This is a genomic window from Burkholderia sp. Ap-955 (assembly GCF_011753045.1).
Lineage (GTDB): Bacteria > Pseudomonadota > Gammaproteobacteria > Burkholderiales > Burkholderiaceae > Burkholderia > Burkholderia lata_D.
In genome coordinates this window covers 15,207-35,961 of record NZ_VWWH01000077.1, presented here as the reverse complement: position 1 = coordinate 35,961, position 20,755 = coordinate 15,207, and the positions used below count along the sequence as shown (strand labels likewise).

Genomic DNA, 20,755 nt, shown 5'->3' with positions numbered 1-20,755 from the left:
GGCGCCGGCTTGGGCGGCGGCGCGGGCGCGGCGCTGGGCGGCCACGTGTCGCGCAACAACTCGCGTTCCAACGATCATCACCACGGCAACAAGAAGCGCCACAAGCACGACTGACCGGTGGTTCCCCGGCGAGTGTCGACGGCGCCGGGGGGCGCGTGCATGAACGGCGACGGAGGCGGTCAAGCAGTCAATCCGTCTTGCCGTCCCCGGTGATCAGTGCGTTGAGCACCAGATCCGAGATCGTGCGGTAAGCCGCGTCGAAATCGTCGTTTCCCAGCGCACGCTTGCCGAGCACCAGCAGCATCTGGGAGGCGAAATCCGCATACGCCTGCGTGGCGGCCCAGATCAGGAAGAACAGGTGCTCGGCGTCGACCTGCCTGACCTTGCCTTCCTCGATCCAGCGTTCGAGCACCCGGATGTCGTCGCGCAACACCGGAATCAGTTGTTTGCGGATTTCCTTTCCGTAGATCTTGGCCCCGCCGATGATCTCCAGCGCAAACACCCGCGATCCATGCGGGCGATTTCTCGAGAATTCGAGTTTGGCCCGGATATACGCCGACATGGCTTCCGCGGGCTCGCGATCGGGCGCCGCAAACTCCCGCATCCTGCCGAGCCAGTCCCGCAATACGTCGTCCAGCACGCGCTGGTAGAGCGCCAGCTTCGTGGGGAAGTAGTACATCAGGTTCTGCTTCGACAGGCCGGCGGCCGCAGCGATAGTCGCAACGGAACTCCCCTCGAATCCGTCAATGGCAAACGATTCCTCGGCAGCGGCGAGAATGGTCGCCTCGAGCGTGTCGCGCAGCGCTTCGCGCCGGCCGTGAGGCCGACCGGGCGTTCCCGCAGCCGGCTCGGACGGGTGCCTCACGATGCTTCCTCCGGCATGTCGGACGAGCGGCGTCGCCCGCTCAACGCGTGCCTGCTTCAGGATAGGTGATGCGTTCAGGCGTGCGCTCCATGATGACCTTCCCGGCACGGAGCGACAAGCGCACCTTGGCCTGTGTGCGAACCACTTCATAGTCGCAATCCGCGTCGAGGATCAGCAGATTGGCCGGCCGCCCGACAGCGATGCCATAGCGATCGCCCAGGGACATCGCACGGGCGCTGTGCTCCGTCACGAAGTCGAGGCATCGCTGCAGGTCTTCGTAGCCGAGCATGTGACACACGTGCAGGCCGACGTCGAGGATGCGCAGGATGTTGCCGTTGCCGATCGGATACCACGGATCCTTGATCGAATCCTGTCCGAAGCACACGTTGATGCCGGCGCGATCGAGTTCCGCGACACGCGTAATGCCGCGTCGTTTCGGGAAGGTGTCGAAACGCCCCTGCAGGTGGATGCTTTCGGTCGGACACGAAACAAAATGAATTTCCGACCGCTTCAGCAACCGGAAAAGCTTCGAGCAGTAGGCGTTGTCGTAGGAACCCATCGCGGTCGTGTGGCTGGCGGTGACGCGCGTGCCCATCCCGCGAACCCGCGCTTCCTCGGCAAGCACTTCCAGGAAGCGCGAGTGCGGATCGTCGGTTTCGTCGCAATGAACGTCGACCAGGCAGTCCTTGCGCGCCGCGAGATCCATCAGGAACTTGATGGAGCTCACGCCCTGGTCGCGCGTGTTCTCGAAATGCGGAATGCCGCCCACTACGTCGGCCCCCATGTCGATCGCGCGCTCCATCAGTGCACGTCCGTTCTCGAACGACTCGATGCCTTCCTGCGGGAAGGCGACGATCTGCAGATCGATGAGATCGCGTGCTTCGTCCCTGACCTCGAGCATCGCCTTCAACGCGGCAAGCGTGTGATCGGTGACGTCCACGTGCGTGCGCACGTGCTGGATGCCGTTGTCGCGCAACATCCCGATCGTGGTGTGGGCGCGGGCTTTCGTATCCTCATGGGTAATGGTGGCCTTGCGCTGGCCCCACCGCTCGATACCTTCGAACAGCGTGCCGCTCATGTTCCACTCGGGTTCGCCCGCAGTCAGCGTCGCGTCCAGGTGGATATGCGGCTCGACCAGCGGCGGGATGACGAGATTGCTGCCCGCATCGATGACGTCGTCCCCTTGAGACGTCAGCGGCGACGGCTGGAGGCCGATGTCGCGAATCGTGCCCGCATCGATGTCGATCGTGAAGAGGCCGCTACGGCCGCGCAATCTGGCGTTGATGATTTTCATGAGGATTCCTGTGGTTCGGAGGGCGGGAGGGCGCGCAGTGGAGTCATTCACCCTGAACGGACGGCTCGCGCGTGAACGCGCGGGCAATCTGCAGCAGCACGATGTAGGCGGCGGCGGACGCCGCGATGCCGACGATCGGCGCGATCCACGGCGAGGTGTAGGCGAGTCCGGCGCCGATGGCATACGCGGCCAGGCCGACCAGGTTGAAGCGCGGAAGGCGGGCGGCGGCAAGCGACGGGTATTGCCCGCGATGGCGGTACCAGTAGTCCGCCATGATCACGCCGCCGACCGGCGGAATGATCGAGCCGAGCAGCACCAGGAACGGAATCAGCAACTCGTACATCCCGCCGACCGCGAGCACGATGCCGATTGCCGCGCCCACGAGTACGAGCGTGCGGCGCCGTTCGGTGCGCAGCAGATGGCATCCGGCGGCCGCCACGTTGTACATCGTCGGCCCCTGGATGGTCCAGAGATTGAGGCACAGCATCACGACCGCTGCGATCGACAGGCCCTGCAGCATCATCACCTCGACGATGTCGGCTTGCTGATAGACGATCGCGCAGTATGCGCCCGCGATGATCATCAGGCCGTTGCCCGCGAAGAATCCGATCATGCTGGCCCAGACGGCGCTGCGCGCGCTGCGTGCGAGGCGGGTCCAGTTGGTTGCCTGGGTCGCGCCGCTGGCAAAGGTGCCGATGACCATGGTCACGGCGGCCGAGAACGGCATCGGATGAGACGGTGCGATATGCGTGAGGCCGGCCCACCCGCCGATATCGCGGGTGGCGATCCACATCGACATCATCAGGAGAACGAACATCAACGGCACGGAGACGCGCGACAGCATATCCATGCCGCGATAGCCGATGATGGCCGTGATGGAAAATCCGAAGCCGAAGAGGATCATCAGCGGCGTGGTAACGGAGGCCGGCCAACCCAGCAGCTTGACCAATACGATCGCTACCGTCGCGGTTCCCCATGCGTACCAGCCGAGTTCGGCGAAGCCGAGCAGGAAATCGGACAGCTTGCTGCCGACTTCCCCGAAGCAGAATCGCCCCATCAGTACCGCGTTCAGGCCGCTGCGGGCGGCAATCAGCGCAAGCGACGCCGCATAGGCGGCGAGCAACAGGTTTCCGATGACGGCGATCTGGATCATGCTGACGACGTCGAACGCGACACCGATCTTGCCGCCGGCAAACATCGTTCCCGTGAAGAACGTGAAACTCAACAACACCATCGTGATGGACAGAAATCCGGTGCGTTTCTCGAGCGGGACTTCGCTCAGCGAGAATTCGCCGTGATCCGATTCGTCCATCGGGCTTGCATCCCGGTTCGTGGGCATCTTGTCTCCCGTCAGCGCTTGGGTTGGGTCTGAATGGGGTTACGGGGGCCGTGCTTGGATGGGTGACGCTCTGTTTCAGCGCGTCATTCTCTCAGTCCAAAATTTTTACAACGGTAAAAATTTCGTCCGAGTGGATGGTGGGAACATGCACCGGGCCGGTGTGGTTCACGCGCAAGGCGTGTCGTGTATCGGCCGATCCGGCGTTTTTTGCTCGCTTGCCTCCGTGAAATTGCCGTGCTAATTTTTCATGAAATTTCTCGGCGTAAATTTCACGGGAGTCCGCATGTTCGTGCAGTCCGACCGTCACGTCGCAAGCTACTACGCCGGCACCTACCCGGCGCCGATCCCGCATCGTCCGGAGCTGGACGAACGCATCGACGCCGACGTGCTCGTCGTCGGCGCGGGTTTCAGCGGGCTGCATACGGCGTTGCGCCTGGCGCTGGCCGGCAAGCGCGTCGTCGTGCTCGAAGCGAGCCGCGTCGCGTGGGCTGCGTCGGGCCGCAACGGGGGGCAGGCGCTGCTCGGCTGGTCGTGCGACATGCAGCCGCTCGAGGATTCGCTCGGCCGCGACGGCGCGCGCCTGCTGTGGGACAGCATGCGCTGGGCCGCGGCCGAGGTGCGCGAACTGCCCGCGCGGCACGGTTTCGACATCGACTACCGGCCCGGCAGCCTGTGGGCGGCCGTGCGGCCGCGGCGTGTCGCGATGCTCGAGCAGGCGCGTGACGAGGCGGCCGAACGCTGGGGCTACGATCGGCTGCGCGTGATCGGCCGTGACGAGATGCCCGAATGGATCGGCGGCACGCGTTACCTTGCGGCACTGCACGATCCCGAGGCCGGCCACCTGAATCCGCTGAAACTCGCGCTCGGCCTCGCCCAGACGATCGAGCGCACGGGCGGCCGCATCTTCGAGCAGAGCCGCGTGCTCGACTGCCGCGAGACGGCCGGCGGCCACGTCGCCCGCACGGCACGCGGCGAAGTGCGCGCGGACGTGCTCGTGCTGGCCTGCAACGCGTATGTCGACCGGCTCGATCGCGATCTCGCGCGCCGCCTGCTGCCGGTCGGCACGTACCAGGTCGCGACCGCGCCGCTCGCATCCGACGTCGCCCGTTCGCTGCTGCCGCAGAACAGTTGCGTGATCGACAACCAGTTCGTGCCCGACTATTTCCGCCTGAGCCCCGACAATCGGCTGCTGTTCGGCGGCGGCTGCACGTATCTCGGCGGCATTCCGGCCGATATCGCGGCGGCGACGCGCCCGCACCTCGAACGCGTGTTCCCGCAACTGGCCGGCGTGCCGCTCGATTACGCGTGGGGCGGCCATATCGACATCAGCATGCGCCGCACGCCGGACATCGGCCGCCACGGGCAGCGTTTCTGGCTGCAGGGGTTTTCGGGGCACGGCGTGCTGCCGACGCTCGCCGGTGCGCGTGCGGTGGCCGACGCGGTGCTCGGCGACGAACGCCTGCTCGCGCAGTACCAGCGCATCCGCAACCCGCGCTTCCCCGGCGGCGACCGGCTCGCCGCGCCGCTGGAAGCGATCGGCAAGGCCTGGTACCGTCTGCGCGATACCGTCTGACTGCACCGGAACCCACCATGAATGAACAGGAAGAGATAGAAAGCCTGGCGATCCTGATCCGCGACCTGCGCAAGCATCGCAAGGTCACGCTCAACGATCTCGCGGAACGGATCGGCCGCTCGGTCGGCTTTCTGTCGCAGGTCGAGCGCGGGCTGTCGCGCCCGACGGTGGCGGATCTCACCGCGATCGGCGAGGCACTCGGCGTGCCGACCACCTATTTCTACAGCCTGAGCAAGCCGCGCAGCGTACCGTGGGTCACGCGGCCCGACGAGCGGCGCACCGTGTATTACGCGGCCGGCATTACCGACATCCTCGTGTCGCCGAACATGCGCTCGCGCTTCTCGATCCTCGAAAGCCATCTCGCGCCCGGCGCGAGCAGCGGCGAGCGGCCCGTCGACGACAGCGACGAGCAGGGTGGTTTCGTGCTCGAAGGAGAACTGACGGTCTGGATCGATGGCGACGATACGCCCGTCACGCTCGGCCCGAACGACGCATTCCAGCTTCCCGCGCATAAGCGCTTTCGTTATGCCAATTTGACCGATGCGCCGACGCGCGTGATCTGGGTATTCACCTGAGTTGTTGGTGCGGCATGCGGTCGGGGGGAAGCCGCGCCGCGGCCGTTGTTTGCAGTCCTGATCTGTAAGAGGCGTGCGACGTCATGCATGCCGCATGAATCCGGTTCGCCGCATCGCGGCACCGCCATACAAGACATGGAAAGGATGAGACATGGCTGACGTCGTTCCCGCGCTGGTCGCCGAGGTCCGCGCATTCCGGCAGGCACACCCGGAGATCCGTTATGTCGACCTGATCTGCCTCGACCTGCCCGGGCATTTCTACGGCAAGCGCTACCCGATCGATGCGCTCGAGAAGGTGGCGGCCGGCTCGCTGCTGAAGCTGCCGCAGAACTGCATCCTGCTCGGCACGCAGGGCGGGCTCTACAAGATCGGCGACTACTGTTTCAACGACGGCGATCCGGACGCCGTGCGCCGGCTGATCCCCGGCACGCTGAAGCCGGTGACCTGGGAGAAGCAGCCGCTCGGCCAGATGCTGATCACGACGGACGGCACCGATGCGCCGGTCGAGTTCGAGCCGCGCGAGGTGCTCGCGCGCGTGCTGAAGCGGCTCGCGCGGCGCGGCATCCGGCCGGTCGTCGCGTTCGAGCTCGAGTTCTACCTGTTCGCCGCGCAGCTCGAAGCGGGGATGCCGAAGTATCCGCGCGACCGCCTGTCCGATGATCGCGACGATCAGCCGAACATGCATATTGAGCGCCTGTCGCGCTTCTCCGACGTGCTGCACGAGATGGTCGACGTCGCGTGCATGCAGGGAATCGACGCGACCGTGATCACCGCCGAGCTCGGGCCGGGCCAGTTCGAGATCAACTTCGGCCATTGCGACGACGGGTTGCGCGCGGCCGACTGGTCGGCGATGTTCTGCCGCAGCACGCGCGGCGTCGCGTTGCAGCACGGCTATCGCGCGAGCTTCATGGGCAAGCCGTACCTGCATGCGCCGGGCAGCGGGATGCACGTGCACGTGAGCCTCTACGACGATGCGGGGCGCAACCTGCTCGCGGCGGACGGGCAGCGGCCGCTGCGGCACGCGGTGGCCGGCTGCCTCGCGCTGCTGCCGCATTGCATGCCCGTGTTCGCACCGAATCACAATGCGTTCCGGCGTTACGGTTCGATGGTGAATGCGGCGAGCCGCGCGAGCTGGGGCTTCGAGGATCGCGATGCGTGCATCCGGATTCCCGAGTCGGATGCGCGCAACCTGCGGATCGAGCACCGGCTCGCGAGTGCGGACGCGAACCCGTATCTGGTGCTCGCGGCGATTCTCACCGGGATGGAGCACGGGCTCGACGCGAAGCTCGAGCCGATCGCGCCGCTCAACGAGGATCGCGGTAGCGGGATCGACTTTCCGAAGGAGATGCTGTCGGCCGTCGCGTCGATGCAGGATCACGCGGCCGTGCGCGAGGGGCTCGGCCGCGAGTTCGTGATGGTGTATTGCGAGAACAAGCGGCAGGAGGAGCTGGACTTCCGCAATGAGATCGGGGCGCGGGAGTATCGGTGGTTTCTGTGATCGAATGCCATCGCTTGCGCGTCTTGTCAGTCCCGCGCCTGCATCATCGGCAGGCCCGCTCCCCACGCGTTCGCGAGCGCTTCGATTTCTGCGACCGGATCGACCTGTCGCGCGGCTTCGTGCGTGTCATTGCCGAACAGCCGGTGAGCGAACTCGCGTGCACGTAGCGTGATCGCCGAGGTTTTCCGGGTGCGCCGCAGCGTGAACGCGGCGAGCGCTGCGTCGGGGTCGTTGCTTTGTCCATGCTCGTCGAGGCAGCGGGCGAGATGCCATGCGTCCTCGAGCGCCTGGCATGCGCCTTGTCCGGAGGTGGGGAGCGGCGCGTGCGCGGCATCGCCGATCAGCAGCACATTGCCGCGGTGCCATACGTCGACGGGATCGAGATCGTGCACGCGGATCTTCGCGATGGTGCCCGGCGGTGTCGCGCGCATCACATCCGCGATGGGCGCGGGCCACCCGTCGAAGAGCCGTTCCAGCAGCGGGCCGGGATCGTCTGGCGCCCCATCGTCGCTATCGTCGATTTCAGCCTCGGCGCGGGCCGCTGCCCAGTACATGCGATGCCGGTCCAGTGCGACGATGCCGAATCGTTCGCGCTGGCCCCAGTAGTCGAATATCGATACTTCGTCGACCAGCGGTACGGCGTTGTGCGCCACGCCGATCCAGTTGACGAATCCCTGATAGACGGGCGTGGCCTTGCCGACCACGTAGCGTCGCGCGACGGAGTTCATGCGGCCGTCTGCGCCAATCACGAGCTCTGGAGTGATCGCCACGCCGTTGTCGAAGCGAACGACCGCGCGCCCATCGGTGCCGGTGTCGATCGTCGTCGCGCAGTGGCCGAAGCAGACTTCGATGCCGTGCGCGGCGACGTGCCGCGCCAGCACGGCCTGCAGGTCGCGCCGCAGGATCGAGCGCGTCGGGAAACCCATGTGGCGGTCGAGTTCGCCGATATCGACGCGCTTGAACGGGGTGCCGTGCCGGTCCATGCACCGCATCGCGCGCAAGTGGCCGCTCACCTCTACGACGTCCGGCAGCAGGCCGAGTTGCTCGAGCACGAAGCCGGCATTCGGCCAGAGCACGACGCCGGCGCCCATCGTCGTCTCGGATGGCCTGCGCTCGTAGAGCCGTATCCGGTGCCCCTGCCGGCCAAGCGCAAGCGCGGTGCTCATGCCGGCGACGCCGGCGCCGAGAATGGCGATATCCATGTTGATGCTCCCATAGGTTCGTGCGCGTGCTCGAGTCGGCGCGGGTTCGCGCGTCGGCGACCACGCCTTGACTGGATCCGCATCGTAAATTACGGTCCCGAACGGGATAAGCCGAGAAAAGCGGCGAGCTTTGATACCTGAAACGGGATAATGATGCGCAGCAAGCTGGATCTGAACGCGGTGCGCGTGTTCGTGTCGGTCGTCGACGAAGGCAGCTTTGCCGGCGCCGCGCGCGTGCTGTCGATACCCGGTTCCAACGTGAGCCGCCATGTGGCGCAACTGGAGTCGAGGCTCGGCGTGCGTCTGCTGGAGCGCAGCACGCGACACCTTCGGATGACGGAGGCCGGGCGCCTGCTGCACGAGCGCGCAAAGCCGATGCTCGATGCGCTGACGCTTGCCGAATTCGAACTGACCTCGCAGCAAACGGAGCTGCGCGGCGTGCTGAAGCTTTGCGTACCCGGCGAAATCGGGCCGCGCATGCTCGGCCCGATCGTCGCGGAATTCGCGAGCCGCCATCCGCGTGTCGAAATCGATTGCGATACGAGCCTCGCAGGCGTATCGACGTTGCGCGACGAGTTCGACCTGTCGATCATCGTCAATCGCGGCAAGCTGGACGACAGCACGTTCGTCGTCAGGCCGCTCGTGAGCTTGCCGAGCGTCGTCGTGGCCGCGCCGTCGCTGATCGAGCGCACGGGCATGCCGACCCGGACGGAGCAGCTCAGGCAATTGCCGTGCATCACGACGCTGAGCACGCTGAAAGGGCAACCGTGGCAGTTCACCGACGGTGACGGGCGGATTCACAAGATTCCGGTCGCGAGCCGGTATCGCGTCAATAGCGGCGAGATGGCTGGGCTGGCGGCGGTGAACGGGATCGGCTTCGCAATTCTCGTCGAACGCGGATGCGCGGCCGAGCTGGCCGCCGGGCGGCTGGTGCGCGTGCCGCTGGAGATGACGCCTGCGCCGCTCGAACTGCTGGCTGCCTATTCGAGCCGCAATTCCGTCAATGCGAAGATCCGTGAGTTGCTGCAGTTGATGCAGGCGCGTCTTGCGGCAGGGGTGGCGATGCCGTCATGACGATCGTTTCGGCAATGCGCGCCAGTAGCGCACTTCTTCGATTGGCGCACCGTCGATCTCGAACGTCTTGATGTCGTCTTCGGCAACGAAACCCTCGCGTTCATAGAACGCCCGTGCACGATGGTTCTTCACCAGCACCCAGAGCGACACCCATTCATGGCCCGAGTCATGCAGCGCACGGCATGCATGGTCGACCAGCGCCGTGCCGACGCCTTGCCCGCAATGCGCCGGATGCAGGTAGATCGCTTCGATTTCGCCCCAGGTGCGATCCTTGTCGGTGTCGCGGGTCGGACCATACGCGATCCAGCCGGTCGGCCCGCTCTCCGTAAACGCGAGCGCGACACGCGGCCGCCCGGCGTCGAGCGCATGGCGCCACGAAGCGGTGCGCTTTTCGACTGACAGGCCGGCAAGGAACGCGGCCGGCATGATGCCCGGGTAGGTAGCCTGCCACGATGCGACGTGGATGGCGGCGATGGCCGGGGCATCGGCGGGCGTGGCAGGGCGGATGTCGATGTTCGTCGTGTTCGGTGTCATGTGTGCGCCGCCTGATCGGTTGCCGTATGCCGCGCCGTCGCGCGCGGGATTCAATTCGCCGGATCCAGGCTGCCTTCTATCGCGAAACGGTAGTTGATATCCAGCTGAGATGCATCACCCGGCACGTCGGTTTTCTTCAGCACGAATTCGAACGCAGGCTCGAACCAGCCGTTGCGCGGCACTTCACCACCGAGGATCTCGACGTCGTACCAGCCGTTGTCGATTTCAATCACGGGCCTGCCCGGTTCGCGGTAACGCGCGAGCAGCGCATTGACCGTTACATCGTTGAAGCGTTCGAGAATTCGCCACGTGTAGAGCATGATCGAACCATGTTCGACGCGCAGCACGTACCCGCCGCGCCGATGCTGCAGGCGGCTTCCCGTCTTCAGCAATTCGGGTGTGTCGCCATCCAGCGTGAAGATGACCGTGTACGGATGGTTCTCGATGCCGGCCAGCGGAACGACGACCCCTTCCAGCACGGCGCGCTCGCCGCTGTCGCTCGTGGTGAACGCCGTCGCGACGTCGTCCGGCAGCCCGTGCTGTTCCTTGAAGCGCCTCAGCAGCAGGAGATCGCCGACGAGAAAATAGTCGACCAGATCGTTGAGGACTTCGGAGAATTCATGTCGCATCGCTGCTCCTTTCGTGGTGCCGAAGCGCAGGGACCGCAAGTGCATGAAGCGCCGCGTCGCGAAACGCTTCGCGGCGCGGCACGCACGACGCCCTTAGTCGCCGAGCTTCGACGTCACGCAACCCGTGCTCGTGCACTCACGTTCACGCTCGCGCAGGAACGACAGGCGCGACTGCGTCATGTCGGTCGCGCACTGGAGATCCACGAGGTAGCCGTTGTTGCGCGTCTCGCTGCACTGGGCGTCGCGCTGCTTCAGCCACGCGAGCTGGCCGGCCTTTAGCGTCGCCTGCTGGTCGCTGCTCAGTTGCTTGCGCAGGCGGCCGTACTCGTCATTGAGGTCACGGTCGGTCTGCGAGAATTGCGTGCTGCTGCAGTACACCTGGTCGAACGCGCTGTGCGGCTTCGCGCAGCCGGCGGCGTGTGCGGTGAACGGAACGGCAAGCGCGAGCAGCGCGCAGGATGCGAGCAGATGCTTCATTTTCATGGTGATGCTCCTGACTGGGTGAAAACCGTTGGGCCCGACGGGCGTGATCGTTGTTTATTGCGGTGTCGTGCACGCGTCGATGCCGCCGGCGATCGCGGTGGACAGTTTCTGGATCGTCTCGCGACGCGCCAGCCGTGCTTCCTCGTCCGGATTGACGATCACGCCGGCCTCGACGAGCACCGCCGGAATCGGCGCGGTGCGCAGCACGACGAGATCGTCGAAGCGGTGGATGCCGAGTGGCGGGTCGATCAGCGGGCGATTCTCGCCGCGGATCGGCTGCGCGTGATACAGCGACGGCCGCTCGCCGGACGCGACCAGCCGCTCGGCGATCGCCTTCGCGCAACGCAGGCTTTCCGCATAGTGCGGGTTGCGTTCCGACACGAACACCGAGAAGCCGCGGAATTCGCGCTGCCGGCCTGCATCGATGAACTGCTGCTGCATCGAGTCGTGATGGATCGACACGAACAGGTTCGCGTCGGGAGCCTGCGTCGAACGCTGGTCGAGCGCGATCTCGCGGCCGTCGGCCGACGTGCGCAGCACGCGGTCGCCGTGCGCGGCGAGTTTCTCGGCAACCGCCGCGGACAGGTCGAGGTTGTACAGGTATTCGACGCGGCCGCTCGCGCCGGTGGAGCCCGGGTGCGTCGGCGTATGGCCGGTGTCGACGACGATGTAGCGCCCTGAGGTGGGTGCGGTGTCGGCCGCATGCAGCGCCAGCGGCGCGCCGAGCAGCGGGGCGCAGGCGAGCACGCGCGCGGCGGCGCGCACGAGCGGGCGAAGGCGTCGGATGGTTCGGTTCGTCATTGTTGTTGTCGAGGAGGGCATACGGCGCGTCGGACGGCGCGGCACCGTCGGCCTGCTCAAGGCAGTCGGAATGTCGGGCGATTATAGCGGGTGGCGACGGCGCCGGCCCGTCGATTCCTTCCCGGGCGGACGCGCGTCGCGCGATGCCTGCTAGCGCTCGAACCGGAACGACGACACGCTGTGCATCGTCGCGTCGTCGGTGCCGACGATACCCTGCGTATTCGCGACGGCCGCGCGCTTGCCGTTGCTCAGCACGGCCCAGTAGCAGTCGCCGCCGGCCGCGTGGAAGCCGGTTTCCGGATCGCTGATACCGCACGTGATCGTCGCGCGCATGCCGCGCCAGCCGACGCCGGAGAAGCGTTCGACCGCTTGCGGCGTGCCGCGACCGTACGTCGACATCCATTTGCCGTCGTCCTGCCGCTCGAAGCCGGCTTCCTTTTCCGCAACGGGTTCGAGCGCGCCATCGACGATCTCGAACGCGATGAAATAGCTGCTGTTCGTCATGTTGCGGCCGACGATCGCGACGCAGCGGTCGCCGCCGATTTCGGGGCACGGCTTCTTGATCTGGCGGTTCCCGAGGTACTCGAACGAGATGCCGAGCGCCGGATCGCGATAGGTTTTCCAGCCCGCGTGTTTCACTTGCTTCAGCGCTGCCGTCCGGTCGCGGTAAGCGGTGGCGATGCAGGCTGCATCGGCGCACGCATCGCGTTGCGCGAGCCATGCGCGTTGCGACCGGACGACGGCCTGCTGGTCGGCTGCAATGCCGATCGCGCCGTAGTAGGCGCTTGCCAATGCGCTGTCGGCGGACACGAGCGCCTTGTCGCTGCAGATCAGGCGCTCGGTGCGCGTCTTCGCGCGCGAGCAGTCGATGCTGTCGGCGTGGGCCGACAGCGAGAGGCCGATGGCGGCCAGCGTGAGACCCAGGCGAATACCGAACATGGATCGCTCCTCATCGGGTTGGAATGGCGGCTGTCACGCCGCCGTCACGTGACGCAGCGGCGCACGCGGTTCGTGAAGCCTTGAACCCGTGCGCCGTGCAGCGAGATACGGCGACGTGAAATCAGCGATTGATTTCGTTCGCCGAGATCAGCTCGGCCACCAGCACCTGCGCGGGCCCTTGCAGGTAATACTCGTGATCGAGCGGTTCACGCAGTTTCATGAACGTTTCCGCGCCGATCTGCATTGTTTCGCCCGCGTGCATGCGCGCACCGCTTTCCAGCAGGTAGTGCATCACGTTGTTGAAGATGCCCGAGTAGCGTTCGCCTTCGTGATGACCTTGCGCGAGCGCGGCGAAGTCGGGCAGGCCGAACACGTCGGCGCCATAGGTGCGCATCCACACGCCTTCGACGCCTTCGACTTCGTATTTCACGAAGCCGCAGAAGAACAGGTTCAACGGGATATCCCGCAGCACTTCGAGGCTTTCCTCGCCGAGTTCCTTCGCGTTGAAGACGCCGGCCGGCAGCGACGTGTGCGCGTGCTCGTTCAGCACCGCGAGTCCGTTCTGTTCGGCGAGCGCGCCGGCAATGGCCGCCAGCGCGACATACTGGTCGAGCGGATTCGCTTCGTGCCCGGCGTAGTAGAGGATCACGTGGCTGCGGCTCGCGCGCACCTGCTGCTTCAGGTCCTGCCCGTAGTGGGCCGGCGCGACACACGCTTCCAGGGCCTCGGACGGATAGGGCGAGTCGAAGCCGACGAGCCGGACGACGTGGTTGCCCCAGCCGGCGAGCCCGAATACCTGCTCCAGTGTCGGCTCGGTCTCGACGCGCGCCTGCTTCATGCTCGGGTGGTACGTGCGCAGCGCGGCCGTCAGCGCGGCGATATCGACCTGCAGCGGGCCGTCGAAGACGACCGTCACGCTCAGCGGATGCTCGACGTCGGGCGCCGCGACCAGCGCGACCGGGTTTTCGGGTTCGTCTTTGCGGCCAAAGAATCGGGAAATCAGGCTCATCGGATGATGTTCGTGTCGAAGCCGTTTCAGGGAGGAGTGCCCCGCTCTCTCGGTCGGGGCGCGCCGTCGGGGTGACGGCCGCCCGTAGTTTCCCCGGGTTCGGCGAATCTGGCAAATACGCGGTGCATGCCGGGACGGCGCGGCGATCGCGCGTTCGGACGCATTCGAGGGGGGGGAGGTGGCGCAGACGAGCCGGGCCGTGCGGCCCGTGGTCGCCGGTCAGTGCGGCAGCGCTTCGGCTTCGGCCCAGCGCTTGAACGAGTCGAGACGCCGGCGCGTCTGCACGAGGTAGAACGCGCCGATCAGCGGTTCGAGCAGCCAGCGCAGCCAGGCCGGCTGGGCGCGGAAGTGGTACGTGAATTTCACCTCGGTCGTGCCGGGCGTGTGCTCGGTGAAGTTCCAGCTGCCGCTGAAGCGTTCGAGCACTTTCGGCCCGTCGACCATTTCGACGGCGGCGACCTGCGGCGGACGGTACGAGATGTAGCGCGACACCATCGTCGCGCCCGACTGGCTGCGGCAGAACGCATCGACGCCGACGTCGGCCGTCATGCCGTCGAGCAGGTAGGCGTCGGTGAGGAAGCTGTCCCACACGAGCCGCCGCGCATAATCCTGCGACCACGTGAAGAGGCGTCTGCGATCGACGCCGACGGTGCGGCTGACTGAGATCCTCATGATGGCGGGCGCCCTGGCGCGGAGTGGGATGAAATCGAGTGTACCGCGCCAATAACCGGTGTTTCGTCAGACTTCGTCAAGTCGAGGATGGGCTCGAACGCGCTCGATTGACCCACCCCGGGATTTCCCCTAGGATTCGTTTCAACCCTTCGGGAAAGACCCGAAGCGTTTCAATCTCTTGAGGGAGCCTCATGAGTACGCAACAGAACCAGCGCTTCGACGCGCTCGTTTTCATTGGTCGTTTCCAGCCTCCGCATCGTGGTCACCTGAACGTGCTGAAGTCGGCACTGAGCCGGGCCGAGCGCGTGTGCGTGCTGATCGGATCGACCGACAAGCCCCGCACCATAAAAGATCCATTCTCGTTCGACGAGCGCCGCCAGATGCTGGCTTCGCTGCTCGACGCGTCCGAGCGCGACCGCGTCACCATCGCGCCGTTGCAGGATTCGACCTACAACGACGGCGACTGGGTGCGCTGGGTGCAGGACGCCGTCGCGTCTGCGCTCGGTGATATCGCGCAGCGCAAGGTCGGGCTGATCGGCCACGAGAAGGACGCCACGTCGTATTACCTGCGGATGTTCCCGCAATGGGAGCTCGTCGACGTCGACGCGACGGAAGACATTTCCGCCACCGAGATCCGCGACCAGTATTTCGCCGAACGCACCAACAGCTTCGTGCAGTGGGCCGTGCCGGAACCCGTGTTCGGCTGGCTCGAGCGTTTCCGCACGCAGCCGGAATTCGCGCAGCTGAAGTCGGAAGCCGAATTCATCGCCGGGTATCGCAAGGCTTGGGCGGCGGCGCCGTATCCGGTCACGTTCGTGACGGTCGACGCGGTGGTCGTGCACTCGGGCCATATCCTGCTCGTGCGCCGCCGCAGCGAGCCGGGCCGCGGCCTGTGGGCGCTGCCGGGCGGGTTCGTGAACCAGGACGAGCGGCTCGACGCGGCCTGTATCCGCGAGCTGCGCGAGGAAACCGGCCTGAAGCTGCCGGAGCCCGTGCTGCGCGGCTCGATCAAGGATCGCCAGGTGTTCGATCACCCGACGCGCTCGCTGCGCGGCCGCACGATCACGCATGCGTGCCTGTTCAACTTCCCGACCGGCGAGCTGCCGCGCGTGAAGGGCAGCGACGATGCCGACAAGGCGCGCTGGGTGCCGCTCAACGAATTCGCGCAGATGCGCAGCGTGATGTTCGAGGATCACTTCGACATCGCGTATCACTTCCTGGGGAAGCTGTGATCCGCTGATTCCCCGCATTCCGTCCGCCGCGACAGACGCGGCGGCACTTCAACGGCCTAGAGGAGCTCTAGCCATGCAAAACGATCTCGGCGGCTTTGCCGCGGTTCTCGCCAATCCGATCCTCAACACGGATTCGTACAAGGCTTCCCACTTCCTGCAATATCCGCCCGACGCGTCGGCGATGTTCTCGTACGTCGAATCGCGCGGTGGCCGCTACGACCGCACGGTGTTCTTCGGCCTGCAGATGCTGCTGAAGGAATATCTGTGCAAGCCGATCACGCACGCGATGATCGACGAAGCGCGCGATTTCTTCACGGTGCACGGCGAGCCGTTCAACGAGGCAGGCTGGCGCTATATCGTCGAACGCTACGACGGCTACCTGCCGGTGAAGATCCGCGCGGTGCCCGAGGGTTCGGTCGTGCCGGTGCACAACGTGCTGATGACGGTGGAATGTGACGACCCGCAGGTGTTCTGGCTCGCGTCGTACCTCGAGACGATGCTGCTGCGCGTGTGGTATCCGGTGACGGTCGCGACGCGCAGCTGGCACCTGCGGCAGACGATCCGCCGCTTCCTGGAAAAAACCGACGACGATCTCGCGCAACTGCCATTCAAGCTGCACGACTTCGGCGCGCGCGGCGTGTCGAGCGCGGAGTCGGCCGCGATCGGCGGCGCGGCGCACCTCGTGAACTTCATGGGTTCGGACACGGTACTTGGCGTGCTGGCCGCGAATCGCTTCTATCGGGAGCCGATGGCCGCGTACTCGGTGCCGGCGGCCGAGCACAGCACGATCACGTCGTGGGGCCGCGAACACGAAGCCGATGCGTACCGGAACATGATTCGCCGCTTCGGCCTGCCCGGTGCGATCGTGTCGGTCGTGTCGGACTCCTATGATCTGTTCGCGGCGCTCGATCTGTGGGGCGGCGAGCTTCGGCAGGCCGTGCTCGATTCCGGCGCGACACTGGTCGTGCGGCCCGATTCGGGTGACCCGGTGGCGATCGTGCTGCAGACCGTGCGCGCGCTCGATGCATCGTTCGGCTCGACCGTGAACGGCAAGGGGCGGCGCGTGCTGAATCGTGTGCGCGTGATCCAGGGCGACGGCGTCGACGAGTTGTCGATCGAAGCGATTCTGTCCGCGCTCGACGACGCAGGCTATGCGGCCGGCAACGTCGTGTTCGGCATGGGCGGCGGGCTGCTGCAACAGGTGAACCGCGATACGCAGCGCTTTGCGATGAAGTGCTCGGCGATCCGGCGCGGCGGCGTGTGGCACGACGTCTGCAAGGATCCGGTCACCGATCAGGGCAAGCGCTCGAAGAAGGGGCGGCTCACGCTGCTGCGCAGTTTCCGCACCGGCGAGTACCGGACGACGACGCTACCCGCCGCGTGGGACGACCGGATGCTGGAAGGCGAGTGGGAGGACGCGCTGGAAACGGTGTTCGATACGGGGCGCCTGCTCGTCGATACGTCGTTTGCGGAAGTGCGGGCGAGGGCGCACGCGGGGGAGGTGTGAAGCGGGCGGCGGGGCATCCCGCCGCCTCGTTCCAGCTCAGGCGGCGCGCGTGACGAGCGTGCGCAGTACGGCGTCTGCGTCGAGGTTCCCCTTCAGGACATCCGCAGGCGCCGACGCGAAGTCGATCCAGCCTTCATTGAAGCCGTCGAGCATGCGCATGCGCGGTTCCGGGTAGCGCATCTGCTGCCTGTCGAACAGGCCGGCCCATGTGTCGCGGGGGACGGCCTCGGCTTGTACGGGGCGCCCGAGCACGCGGGCGAACGCGGCGGCCAGGTCGTTCGGGCTGACGCGCCGCGGTCCTTCGAGTTCGACGATGCGCGCGCCGGACCACTCATCCTGCAGCAGGGCCGCGGCCGTGCGGCCGACGTCTTCGGTGGCAACCATCGGCACCGGCCGGTCGAGCGGCTGGAGAAAGCTGTGGATCACGCCGGTGTCGCGCGCGGTCGCGACATCCCATGCGGCGTTTTCGAGGAACCACGCGGGGCGCAGGAACGCGACGGGCATCGGCAGGTCACCGAACGCCTGCTCGATCATCGTCAACTGCGTCAACAGGTTCACCTGCGTCGCCTGCGCGCCGATCGTCGACAGGCAGACGACCTTGCGCGGCCGCGCGGTGCGCAACGCCGCGCCGACGGCGTCGATTACATTGCGCGTTTCGGGGAATCCGGGTGACGGATCGAAGCAGGGCGGCAGCAGCACGAATACGCCGGCCGTGTTCGAGAAGGCCGCTGTCAGCGCGGCGGTGTCGGTCATGTCGGCGAGTGCGACGTCGCAGCCGCGCGCGGCCCACGGCGCGGCGCGGTTGGCGTCACGCGCGACGGCCCGGACGGGCTGGCCCGCGATGAGCAATGTCCGGGCGAGCGCGCCGCCGACCTGTCCGGTGATGCCGGTAATGGCGTACATGATTCGAAATCCTCATCGAGAAGTGGAGAAGCGGCATGCCGGAACGACCGGGCTTGCCGTCGCGATGCATCGGGTTGCATGATAGAGAGCGGCGATTCCTGATGGAATCGAATCCATGTCATTTGATTGGTGATCTTTTGTCATGAGTGAAATCATGAGCATCGATGGGCGGATCCTGGCGAATGTGGGCGTGCTCGCCGCGATCGTCGAAAGCGGCAGCTTCGCGCGCGCGGCCGACGCGCTCGGCCTGTCGCCGTCCGGTGTCAGCCGGGCCGTGGGCCGGCTTGAGGCGCGGGTCGGCGTACGGCTGCTCGATCGCACGACGCGCTCGGTCACGCTGACGGACGAGGGGCGTCGCCTGTACGAGGACATCGGCCCGCTGCTCGCCGGCATCGGCGACGCGGTCACGCTGGCCGCCGGTTCGGCCGCGGCCGTGCGCGGCAGGCTGCGCGTGAATGTCGACGCGTATTTTTCGCGGCGGGTGCTCGCGCCGCATCTCCCCGCGTTCCTGGCGCGCCATCCCGATCTGTCGCTTGAACTGGCGGCGCGCGAGCAGCTCGGCGATCTGGTCGCGGAAGGATTCGACGTCGCGGTGCGGTTCGGCGAACCGCCTTCGTCGTCGCTGGTGGCGCGCAAGCTGCTGGAGACGCGAGCTGTGACGGTCGCCGCACCTGCGTACGTGAAACGATACGGGCGTCCCGAGGCGCCAGCCGACCTCGTCGGCCATGCGTGCATCCAGATGCGCAACACGCTGACCGGCCAGCCGCTCGAATGGGTCTATCAGCTCGGCCGCAAGCGCGTGCCCGTGAAAACGACGGGCAGGCTGCTCGTCAACGATGCCGGCACGATGCTCGGCGCATGTCTGGCCGGCGTCGGCATCGCACGCTTCAAGGCGAGCGGGGTGGCGGGGCTGATCGAACAGGGGCGGCTCGTCGAGCTGCTTGCGGATTGGCGCGGCGAGGCGTTCCCGCTGTTCGCGTACTACCCGTCGCGCCACTTGCCGCCCGCGAAGGTGCGGGCGTTCGTCGATTTCGTCGCGGAAATCGTGGCGGCCGGCAGCTAGCGCGCTCGCCTGCCTGCGGTCATGATTCGCGGGCGAGTACGTGCCCGGTCGTGTCCGCCGCGCGCACTGCCTCCATCGCCCGCGCCAGCGCATCGAACACCGCCGGCCCCTTGCAGCGCGACACGTTGAAACGCAGGTACGACGTCGCGCTGTGCGACGCGCTGAACACGTTGCCGGGCGCGAGCACCACATCGTGGTCCAGCGCATGGCGCGCGACACGCGCGGCGTCGAGCCCGTCGGGCAACTCCGCCCACACGAACAGGCCGCCGCGCGGCTCCGTCCAGATCCGCAGCCCGGCGCGCGTGACGCGCCGGAGCGTTTCGCCCATCGCGTCCGCGAGGCGCGTGCGCAGGCTGTCGACGTGGCGCCGGTACGTGCCGTCGACGAGCAGCCGGTGTACGACGTTCGCGCCGATCTGCGCATGACCGAACGACGTCGCGAGCTTCAGGTCGACGAGCGCCTCGATCCATTCCGGGCGCGCGGCGACGTAGCCGCAGCGGATCGCGGCCGACAGCGTCTTCGAGAAGCTGCCGATCGACACGACGCGCGACAGCCCGTCGAAGGCCGCGAGGCGCGGCGCGGGCGTGCTTTCAAAATCCGCGAAGATGTCGTCCTCGACGATCAGCAGGCCATGCTCGGCGGCGAGCGTCAGCAGCCGGTGCGCGACGGGCGCCGAGAGCGTTGCGCCGGTCGGGTTGTGCAGCGCCGAGTTGGTGATGTACAGGCGCGGCCGGTGCTCGGCGAGCACTTGCTCGAAACGCGCGAGATCGGGGCCGTTCGGCGTGTACGGGACGCTGACGATCCGCGCACGGTGCGCGCGCAGCAGCGCCTGGAAGTTGAAGTAGCACGGATCGTCGAGCACGACCGTGTCGCCCGGCTCCAGCAGCAGCCGGCAGACGAGATCGAGCGCGTGCGAGCCGCCGTCGGTCAGCATGATCTGCGTGGGTTCGGCCTGGACGCCGTGCTGCGCGAGCCGCCAGGCGAGCTGCTGGCGCATCGCGGGCAGGCCGAGCGGTGTCGCATAGTCGGTCAGCGCGTCGGATTCGTCGCGCGACGCGGCGCGCAGCGCGCGGCGCAGGCTCTCGTCCGGCAGCCACGACGGCGGCAGCCATCCGCAACCGGGCTTCACGGACGTCGGCGCCGCTTCGAGCGACTGGCGCGACAGCCACAGCGGATCGAGCCCGCGATCGAGCCGCGGGCCGAGGTCGGCGAGCGCGAGCGGCGGCGCATGCCCCGACACATAGAAACCCGAGCCGCGCCGCGCGACCAGCACGCCTTCGCTCGCGAGCCGCTCGTACGCGTCGACGACGGTCGATTTCGACACGCCCAGCGCATCCGCCATCATCCGGATCGACGGCACGCGCGCGCCGGGCACCAGCGCGCGGCTCGCGATGCGTGCGCGCAACGTATCCATCACGGTTTCCACGCGCGTGCGCGACGGGGCGGGCGGAACGGGAAGCGGGGCGGCCTGGCTCATGGCGAAGAATGAACTGTACGGTCGGTTGTCCAGTACAGTTTGTCCGAATTGTATTGGGCTGTAGCTTACGCGCTTTTCGCGGGCGG

Annotated in this window: 20 protein-coding genes; 7 read left to right on the top strand and 13 right to left on the bottom strand. The window is 66.6% G+C overall.

Going from position 1 to position 20,755, the window contains the following annotated elements; translation table 11 throughout:
- Nucleotides 1-187: 187 nt before the first annotated feature.
- From F3J15_RS29000 to codB, 3 genes are read right to left on the bottom strand one after another with little or no spacing between them, the layout of a single operon-like run.
- Nucleotides 188-865 carry a TetR family transcriptional regulator C-terminal domain-containing protein gene (locus tag F3J15_RS29000; RefSeq protein ID WP_166895501.1) on the bottom strand — a complete coding sequence of 226 codons (678 nt, stop codon included), beginning with the start codon at nucleotides 863-865 and terminating at the stop codon, nucleotides 188-190.
- Nucleotides 866-905: 40 nt separating this feature from the next.
- On the bottom strand, nucleotides 906-2,159 hold the full coding sequence (gene codA, locus F3J15_RS28995; protein ID WP_166895499.1) for a cytosine deaminase: 1,254 nt from the start codon (nucleotides 2,157-2,159) through the stop codon (nucleotides 906-908).
- A 43-nt stretch (nucleotides 2,160-2,202) separates the two neighbouring features.
- Nucleotides 2,203-3,471: a cytosine permease gene (codB, locus tag F3J15_RS28990; RefSeq protein WP_166895503.1), complete on the bottom strand. Its 1,269-nt coding sequence runs from the start codon at nucleotides 3,469-3,471 to the stop codon at nucleotides 2,203-2,205.
- A gap of 310 nt (nucleotides 3,472-3,781) precedes the next feature.
- Here codB and F3J15_RS28985 point away from each other — a divergent pair, with 310 nt between their 5' ends.
- The 3 genes from F3J15_RS28985 to F3J15_RS28975 all read left to right on the top strand — a co-directional run bounded on the left by F3J15_RS28985 (nucleotide 3,782) and on the right by F3J15_RS28975 (nucleotide 7,144).
- Nucleotides 3,782-5,071 (top strand): FAD-binding oxidoreductase, encoded by a 1,290-nt coding sequence (locus F3J15_RS28985; protein WP_166895497.1) that lies wholly within the window; start codon nucleotides 3,782-3,784, stop codon nucleotides 5,069-5,071.
- Between the two features lie 17 nt (nucleotides 5,072-5,088).
- On the top strand, nucleotides 5,089-5,646 hold the full coding sequence (locus F3J15_RS28980; protein WP_069252166.1) for an XRE family transcriptional regulator: 558 nt from the start codon (nucleotides 5,089-5,091) through the stop codon (nucleotides 5,644-5,646).
- A 151-nt stretch (nucleotides 5,647-5,797) separates the two neighbouring features.
- Nucleotides 5,798-7,144, top strand: coding sequence for a glutamine synthetase family protein (locus tag F3J15_RS28975; protein WP_166895495.1), 1,347 nt, complete (start codon nucleotides 5,798-5,800; stop codon nucleotides 7,142-7,144).
- A 26-nt stretch (nucleotides 7,145-7,170) separates the two neighbouring features.
- Here the strand turns inward: F3J15_RS28975 and F3J15_RS28970 are convergent, their stop codons facing one another.
- Complete coding sequence (locus F3J15_RS28970) at nucleotides 7,171-8,616, bottom strand: FAD-dependent oxidoreductase (protein ID WP_240161532.1); 1,446 nt, start codon at nucleotides 8,614-8,616, stop codon at nucleotides 7,171-7,173.
- Here F3J15_RS28970 and F3J15_RS28965 point away from each other — a divergent pair.
- The gene (locus tag F3J15_RS28965) at nucleotides 8,500-9,420 is read left to right on the top strand and encodes a LysR family transcriptional regulator (protein WP_166895491.1); all 921 of its coding nucleotides are present in this window, start codon (nucleotides 8,500-8,502) and stop codon (nucleotides 9,418-9,420) included. The genes F3J15_RS28970 and F3J15_RS28965 overlap by 117 nt on opposite strands.
- Here the strand turns inward: F3J15_RS28965 and F3J15_RS28960 are convergent.
- The 7 genes from F3J15_RS28960 to F3J15_RS28930 form a co-directional block, all read right to left on the bottom strand.
- The gene (locus F3J15_RS28960; protein ID WP_166895489.1) at nucleotides 9,415-9,954 is read right to left on the bottom strand and encodes a GNAT family N-acetyltransferase; all 540 of its coding nucleotides are present in this window, start codon (nucleotides 9,952-9,954) and stop codon (nucleotides 9,415-9,417) included. The genes F3J15_RS28965 and F3J15_RS28960 overlap by 6 nt on opposite strands.
- Nucleotides 9,955-10,004: 50 nt before the next feature.
- On the bottom strand, nucleotides 10,005-10,583 hold the full coding sequence (locus F3J15_RS28955) for a hypothetical protein (protein WP_166895487.1): 579 nt from the start codon (nucleotides 10,581-10,583) through the stop codon (nucleotides 10,005-10,007).
- Nucleotides 10,584-10,676: 93 nt separating this feature from the next.
- Nucleotides 10,677-11,066, bottom strand: a complete 390-nt coding sequence (locus F3J15_RS28950) for a lysozyme inhibitor LprI family protein (RefSeq protein ID WP_166895485.1) — start codon at nucleotides 11,064-11,066, stop codon at nucleotides 10,677-10,679.
- A 54-nt stretch (nucleotides 11,067-11,120) separates the two neighbouring features.
- Nucleotides 11,121-11,867 carry an N-acetylmuramoyl-L-alanine amidase gene (locus tag F3J15_RS28945; RefSeq protein WP_166895483.1) on the bottom strand — a complete coding sequence of 249 codons (747 nt, stop codon included), beginning with the start codon at nucleotides 11,865-11,867 and terminating at the stop codon, nucleotides 11,121-11,123.
- Between the two features lie 150 nt (nucleotides 11,868-12,017).
- Nucleotides 12,018-12,806: a lysozyme inhibitor LprI family protein gene (locus F3J15_RS28940; protein WP_166895481.1), complete on the bottom strand. Its 789-nt coding sequence runs from the start codon at nucleotides 12,804-12,806 to the stop codon at nucleotides 12,018-12,020.
- A 121-nt stretch (nucleotides 12,807-12,927) separates the two neighbouring features.
- A complete protein-coding gene (locus tag F3J15_RS28935; RefSeq protein WP_166895479.1) occupies nucleotides 12,928-13,815 on the bottom strand; it encodes a DUF4261 domain-containing protein in 888 nt (295 codons plus the stop codon).
- Between the two features lie 219 nt (nucleotides 13,816-14,034).
- Nucleotides 14,035-14,487: an SRPBCC family protein gene (locus F3J15_RS28930; protein ID WP_027789550.1), complete on the bottom strand. Its 453-nt coding sequence runs from the start codon at nucleotides 14,485-14,487 to the stop codon at nucleotides 14,035-14,037.
- 191 nt (nucleotides 14,488-14,678) lie between these two features.
- On the opposite strand from F3J15_RS28930, the gene F3J15_RS28925 reads away from it, so the two are divergent.
- Together F3J15_RS28925 and F3J15_RS28920 are read left to right on the top strand one after the other, a co-directional pair.
- A complete protein-coding gene (locus F3J15_RS28925; RefSeq protein ID WP_166895477.1) occupies nucleotides 14,679-15,719 on the top strand; it encodes a bifunctional nicotinamide-nucleotide adenylyltransferase/Nudix hydroxylase in 1,041 nt (346 codons plus the stop codon).
- A gap of 73 nt (nucleotides 15,720-15,792) precedes the next feature.
- The gene (locus tag F3J15_RS28920; RefSeq protein ID WP_166895475.1) at nucleotides 15,793-17,226 is read left to right on the top strand and encodes a nicotinate phosphoribosyltransferase; all 1,434 of its coding nucleotides are present in this window, start codon (nucleotides 15,793-15,795) and stop codon (nucleotides 17,224-17,226) included.
- Between the two features lie 36 nt (nucleotides 17,227-17,262).
- Here the strand turns inward: F3J15_RS28920 and F3J15_RS28915 are convergent, their stop codons facing one another.
- The gene (locus F3J15_RS28915) at nucleotides 17,263-18,129 is read right to left on the bottom strand and encodes an NmrA family NAD(P)-binding protein (RefSeq protein ID WP_166895473.1); all 867 of its coding nucleotides are present in this window, start codon (nucleotides 18,127-18,129) and stop codon (nucleotides 17,263-17,265) included.
- Nucleotides 18,130-18,283: 154 nt separating this feature from the next.
- Between F3J15_RS28915 and F3J15_RS28910 the strand changes: the two genes are divergently transcribed.
- Nucleotides 18,284-19,192 carry a LysR family transcriptional regulator gene (locus F3J15_RS28910; protein ID WP_166895471.1) on the top strand — a complete coding sequence of 303 codons (909 nt, stop codon included), beginning with the start codon at nucleotides 18,284-18,286 and terminating at the stop codon, nucleotides 19,190-19,192.
- A 19-nt stretch (nucleotides 19,193-19,211) separates the two neighbouring features.
- Here F3J15_RS28910 and F3J15_RS28905 read toward each other — a convergent pair whose 3' ends face one another.
- A complete protein-coding gene (locus tag F3J15_RS28905; protein WP_166895469.1) occupies nucleotides 19,212-20,669 on the bottom strand; it encodes a PLP-dependent aminotransferase family protein in 1,458 nt (485 codons plus the stop codon).
- Between the last annotated feature and the right edge of the window lie 86 nt (nucleotides 20,670-20,755).

Excerpts from the sequence above, each read along its gene's own strand:
- F3J15_RS28930 (WP_027789550.1), bottom strand. The coding sequence starts at position 14,487 with ATGAGGATCTCAGTCAGCCGCACCGTCGGCGTCGATCGCAGACGCCTC.
- F3J15_RS28975 (WP_166895495.1), top strand. The coding sequence starts at position 5,798 with ATGGCTGACGTCGTTCCCGCGCTGGTCGCCGAGGTCCGCGCATTCCGG.
- codA (WP_166895499.1), bottom strand. The coding sequence starts at position 2,159 with ATGAAAATCATCAACGCCAGATTGCGCGGCCGTAGCGGCCTCTTCACG.
- F3J15_RS28910 (WP_166895471.1), top strand. The coding sequence starts at position 18,284 with ATGAGCATCGATGGGCGGATCCTGGCGAATGTGGGCGTGCTCGCCGCG.
- F3J15_RS28960 (WP_166895489.1), bottom strand. The coding sequence starts at position 9,954 with ATGACACCGAACACGACGAACATCGACATCCGCCCTGCCACGCCCGCC.
- F3J15_RS28985 (WP_166895497.1), top strand. The coding sequence starts at position 3,782 with ATGTTCGTGCAGTCCGACCGTCACGTCGCAAGCTACTACGCCGGCACC.
- F3J15_RS28965 (WP_166895491.1), top strand. The coding sequence starts at position 8,500 with ATGCGCAGCAAGCTGGATCTGAACGCGGTGCGCGTGTTCGTGTCGGTC.
- F3J15_RS28915 (WP_166895473.1), bottom strand. The coding sequence starts at position 18,129 with ATGTACGCCATTACCGGCATCACCGGACAGGTCGGCGGCGCGCTCGCC.
- F3J15_RS28905 (WP_166895469.1), bottom strand. The coding sequence starts at position 20,669 with ATGAGCCAGGCCGCCCCGCTTCCCGTTCCGCCCGCCCCGTCGCGCACG.
- F3J15_RS28970 (WP_240161532.1), bottom strand. The coding sequence starts at position 8,616 with ATGGCGGCTCACGTTGGAACCGGGTATCGACAGCACGCGCGCGGCGCC.
- F3J15_RS28950 (WP_166895485.1), bottom strand. The coding sequence starts at position 11,066 with ATGAAAATGAAGCATCTGCTCGCATCCTGCGCGCTGCTCGCGCTTGCC.
- F3J15_RS28945 (WP_166895483.1), bottom strand. The coding sequence starts at position 11,867 with ATGACGAACCGAACCATCCGACGCCTTCGCCCGCTCGTGCGCGCCGCC.
- F3J15_RS28920 (WP_166895475.1), top strand. The coding sequence starts at position 15,793 with ATGCAAAACGATCTCGGCGGCTTTGCCGCGGTTCTCGCCAATCCGATC.
- F3J15_RS28940 (WP_166895481.1), bottom strand. The coding sequence starts at position 12,806 with ATGTTCGGTATTCGCCTGGGTCTCACGCTGGCCGCCATCGGCCTCTCG.
- F3J15_RS28935 (WP_166895479.1), bottom strand. The coding sequence starts at position 13,815 with ATGAGCCTGATTTCCCGATTCTTTGGCCGCAAAGACGAACCCGAAAAC.
- codB (WP_166895503.1), bottom strand. The coding sequence starts at position 3,471 with ATGGACGAATCGGATCACGGCGAATTCTCGCTGAGCGAAGTCCCGCTC.
- F3J15_RS28980 (WP_069252166.1), top strand. The coding sequence starts at position 5,089 with ATGAATGAACAGGAAGAGATAGAAAGCCTGGCGATCCTGATCCGCGAC.
- F3J15_RS28925 (WP_166895477.1), top strand. The coding sequence starts at position 14,679 with ATGAGTACGCAACAGAACCAGCGCTTCGACGCGCTCGTTTTCATTGGT.
- F3J15_RS28955 (WP_166895487.1), bottom strand. The coding sequence starts at position 10,583 with ATGCGACATGAATTCTCCGAAGTCCTCAACGATCTGGTCGACTATTTT.